The sequence below is a fragment of the Devosia sp. LC5 genome (genome assembly GCF_000735585.1).
GTDB lineage: Bacteria > Pseudomonadota > Alphaproteobacteria > Rhizobiales > Devosiaceae > Devosia.
In genome coordinates this window covers 1-3,908 of the sequence record NZ_JNNO01000038.1, presented here as the reverse complement: position 1 = coordinate 3,908, position 3,908 = coordinate 1, and the positions used below count along the sequence as shown (strand labels likewise).

Sequence of the window (3,908 nt, the reverse complement as noted above, 5' to 3'; positions counted from 1 at the left end):
CCAGTCCCTATACTTCCGAGCAATATTACATGCATGTCGACCCCTCCAACGAGGTGCTGGCGACCACGACCTTTACCGGCGAGCATGCGCCCTGGATCGATGGGGTGGTGATGCCCGTCGTGTGGAAACGCCGGCACGGGGCCGGGCGGGTGTTTCATTGCACGCTCGGCCATTCGGTCAAGGAGTTCGACGTGCCGGAAATGGCGACGATCTTGCGGCGCGGTATGAATTGGGCGGCACGCGAGGAATAGTCGCCTACCACCGCAGCAGGAAGCGCCCCAGCAGCGCTCCCAGGCCGCCGACCAGCACGATGCCCAGGGTATAGAACAGGGCCACGAACATCATGCCGTTTTCGGCGCAGGCGAAGGAATAGACCCAGGCGCCTGTGCCGCCGGCCATGATGCCGGCGGCAAAGCCGGCCAGGGTGGGATTGGCCGGCGCCAGGCGGCGCAGCACGAGGATGGCGGCGAACAGTATTGGCAGCGACAGCACCACGATGCGCCATGGGCAGACCAGCGACGTGCCGCCCACAATGAGCGGCATCATCTCGCCGGGCCCGGCCCGGGTGAGCTGGAACACCGCGCCGATGACCAATAGGCCCAGCAAAGCCAGCGCCGCCAGCCAGGGCCAGCGGGTGCGGCCGTCGGGCCGGGCCAGTACCAGCGTGGCGCAGAAGCCAAGCGCGGCGATCGAGAGCGTATAGGCGAATTTGCTCCAGAACATCATCGTGCCCGTCGCCGTATCCATGTCCGGGCGCATGCCCAGCCACATGATCATGGCGATGGCGGCGATGATGCCGCTCAGGGCCACCGCGCTCAGGAGCAGGCGCTGCATGGCGGAGCGGGGCAAGGGCTTGAGGTCGGCGGCGAGGCGGGTGATCAACTCGTCGGTCATTTCGGACCTCCCGCGAAGCGCGTAATGAGGGCCTTGAGCCCCCGGTGGATGGACACTTTGGCAGCCGTTTCGCTCATGCCATGGACGGCGGCGGCCTCGGCGATCGAGGCGCCATCGACCCTGGTGCGGCGAATGAGATCGCCGGTGCGCGGGGGCACGGTTTCCAGCACGATGTTGAGGTCGCGCCGGGCGAGGGTATCGGCGCTGTCGTCATGGGCGATGACCGGCGCGTCATCCTCAAGCGGCACGGTCAGCCGGATCGACTGGCGGCGCACGTGATCGACGAATTTATGGTGCGCCACCGCATGAAACCATGCCGTGAACGGGCGGTTTCGATCATAGGTCAGGCGCCGGGTGTGGATGGCCAGCAGGGTCTCCTGCACGAGATCCTCCGCGTGCGAGGCAAAGGCGGGGGTGAGCCGCCGCGTGAAATAGGGCCGCAGATGACGGCCGAGTTCGGCCAGCAGCGACCGATAGGCCGCAGCGTCGCCGTCAAGCGAAGCGAGCATCAGGCTGCGCAATCGCATCTCGGTGGGATCAGTCTGCATTGCCACTCATTCGTTACCCGGGCCCCTATTGTTACATCTGGAACGGAGCCAGGGAATGCAGAATTCGGAATCACGACGCCGTGACCGCGTAACCCCGGCAGCGGGCAGGGCGAATGGCCCGGCATGAACCGCGCGATGGGGCGTGGTCAAAATTCCGGAGACAGCTCGTGACTTTCACCCTGCGCACACTTTCCCTTGCAACCATTGCCGCCTTCACCTTCGCCGCCGCCCCTGGCTTTGCCCAGGACGCCATGGCCCCAGCCGGGGGCGCAATGGCGCCGGCCGGCGATGCCATGGCGCCTGCTGGTGCCATGGACGCCATGGGCCCGATGACGCCGATCAGCGATGCCGATTTCAAGCTGTGTAGCGAACAGGCCGCGACCATGACATTCCCTGAAGCCATGCAGGCGGCCATGGCGGCCTGCCACGGCTTGCATCAGGGCATGGATGTGATGGGCACCATCAAGTCGATGGGCATGGAAACCGATGCGATGGCGCCTGCCGCACAATAACGTTTAAGTGATGTTCGACGCTTTCCCCGCGCGGTACCGTTGCTACGGACTGTGCGGGGCCGCGCGGAGAGGTATGCATGAGCGAGCAGACAATTTCCGATCGGGCGGACAAGGGTCCGCTGATCTATCGCCAGTCGATCTGGACGCGGGTGACCCATTGGCTATGGGCCATTTGCCTGTTCTTCCTGCTGCTGTCGGGGCTGCAAATCTTCAATGCCCATCCCGCGCTGTATATCGGGCAGCAATCGGGCTTCGAATTCGACAATGCGGTGCTGGAGATCGGCGCGGTCAATACCGATGCCGGGGCGCGCGGGCAGACCACAGTCTTCGGGCAGACCTTTGACACGACGGGTGTGCTCGGCATGAGCGGACCGGCGGAACGGCCGCAGTTCACGGCTTTCCCCGGCTCGGTGACCATTCCCTCCTATCGCGATCTGGCGACGGGACGGGTGGTGCATTTCTTTTTTGGCTGGGTGTTCGTTTTCACCATGTTCATCTGGTTTCTGGCCAGCTTCATCAATGGGCATATCAGGCGGGACATCGTGCCGCTGGGGGCCGATATCAAAGCGGTGCCCAAGGACGTGGCCGACCACGCGCGGCTGCGGTTTCACCATGGCCGCAGCTATGGGCCGCTGCAGAAGCTGAGCTATTTCGGGGTGTTCTTCATCCTCTTTCCGCTGATCGTGCTGACGGGGCTCACCATGTCGCCGGGCATCAATTCCATCGCGCCCTTCCTGCTCGATATTTTCGGCGGGCGTCAGACGGCGCGCACGATCCATTTTGTGGTCATGCTGCTGCTGGTGGGCTTTTTCGTCATCCATATCGTGATGGTGCTGGCGGCCGGGCCGCTCAATGAATTGCGCTCGATGGTTACCGGCTGGTATCGCGCCAGCCCGGGAACAGAAGCCAGGCCGGGAGACAAGCCATGAGCGGGTTCAAGCTCAATCGCCGCAGGTTTCTGGGGGCCTCGGTTGCGGCCGGGTCGGGGCTGATCCTGTCCGGATGCGATCAGTTCGACTTTCTGGGGCAGCGCGACAATCAGGTAAGGGCGGTACTCGAACAGGCCAATGTGCTGACCTATCAGGTGCAGCGGCGGCTGATCGGGGCGCAGACGCTGGCGCGGGAATATTCACCCAGCGAAATCCGCCAGGGCCAGCGGCCAAACGGGTCGACCAATCCGAGCACGGCGGAATATTCCGCGCTGCGGGCTGCCGATTTCGCGCATTACAAGCTGACCATCAAGGGCATGGTGGAGCAGGAGCTCAGCTTCTCGCTGGCCGAATTGCGCAATATGCCGGCGCGCAGCCAGATCACAAGGCATGATTGCGTCGAGGGCTGGAGTTGTATTGCCAAATGGACCGGGACACGGCTGGGCGCAATTCTGGATATGGCGCGGGTCAAGCCCGAGGCGCGGTTCTGCGTCTATCATTGCTACGACAATATCCAGACGTCGCTGGCCGGGGACATTCTCTATTATGAGAGCTCGGACCTGATCGACGCCTATCATCCGCAGACGATTTTGGCTTATGGGCTCAACGACCAGGTGCTGCCGGTGGCCAATGGCGCGCCGGTCCGGGTGCGGATCGAGCGAGCGCTGGGGTATAAGCAGCCCAAATATGTACACACGATCGAACTGGTGGATGATTTGTCGCCATTCGGGCAGGGCAAGGGCGGGTATTGGCCGGATAATGGGTATGATTGGTATGGCGGGGGTTTAAGAAAACTGCCGACCCCGACACCCCCCGATGGCCTCGCTCACCCCCCCCCCCCGGGGGGAGGGGGGCGCGCGGCCCCCGGGGAGGGGGGGGAGGTGGCGCCGCCGGGGTCATAGCCTGACCCTGTTCCCACCCCCCAGCTTTACCGCCCTGCCCGGGTTGCCCGTTTGGGGGGGCCCCGCCGGGTCGTCCCGCCGCATCGCGTTCCCCGGCTCCCCCGCCGGCTACGCCGGGTGACG

General features: G+C 64.4%; 5 protein-coding genes and 1 pseudogene. 4 read left to right on the top strand and 2 right to left on the bottom strand.

Annotated features, from left to right (window positions below; genetic code table 11):
- On the top strand, window positions 1–251 hold a 251-nt coding region (locus FF80_RS16035; protein ID WP_035102442.1), incomplete at its 5' end, for a ThuA domain-containing protein.
- A gap of 4 nt (window positions 252–255) precedes the next feature.
- On the opposite strand, the gene FF80_RS16030 is transcribed toward FF80_RS16035, so the two are convergent.
- Window positions 256–894 carry a DUF1109 domain-containing protein gene (locus FF80_RS16030; RefSeq protein ID WP_035102438.1) on the bottom strand — a complete coding sequence of 213 codons (639 nt, stop codon included), beginning with the start codon at window positions 892–894 and terminating at the stop codon, window positions 256–258.
- A complete protein-coding gene (locus FF80_RS16025; RefSeq protein WP_035102436.1) occupies window positions 891–1,442 on the bottom strand; it encodes a sigma-70 family RNA polymerase sigma factor in 552 nt (183 codons plus the stop codon). Before FF80_RS16025 ends, FF80_RS16030 begins: the two co-directional genes overlap by 4 nt.
- A gap of 167 nt (window positions 1,443–1,609) precedes the next feature.
- On the opposite strand from FF80_RS16025, the gene FF80_RS16020 reads away from it, so the two are divergent.
- The 3 genes and pseudogenes from FF80_RS16020 to FF80_RS16010 form a co-directional block, all read left to right on the top strand.
- On the top strand, window positions 1,610–1,954 hold the full coding sequence (locus FF80_RS16020; RefSeq protein ID WP_035102434.1) for a hypothetical protein: 345 nt from the start codon (window positions 1,610–1,612) through the stop codon (window positions 1,952–1,954).
- A 77-nt stretch (window positions 1,955–2,031) separates the two neighbouring features.
- Window positions 2,032–2,883 (top strand): cytochrome b/b6 domain-containing protein, encoded by an 852-nt coding sequence (locus tag FF80_RS16015; RefSeq protein ID WP_052153665.1) that lies wholly within the window; start codon window positions 2,032–2,034, stop codon window positions 2,881–2,883.
- Window positions 2,880–3,665, top strand: a pseudogene (locus FF80_RS16010) (molybdopterin-dependent oxidoreductase); the annotation flags it as partial. The gene FF80_RS16015 and the pseudogene FF80_RS16010, both read left to right, overlap by 4 nt.
- Between the last annotated feature and the right edge of the window lie 243 nt (window positions 3,666–3,908).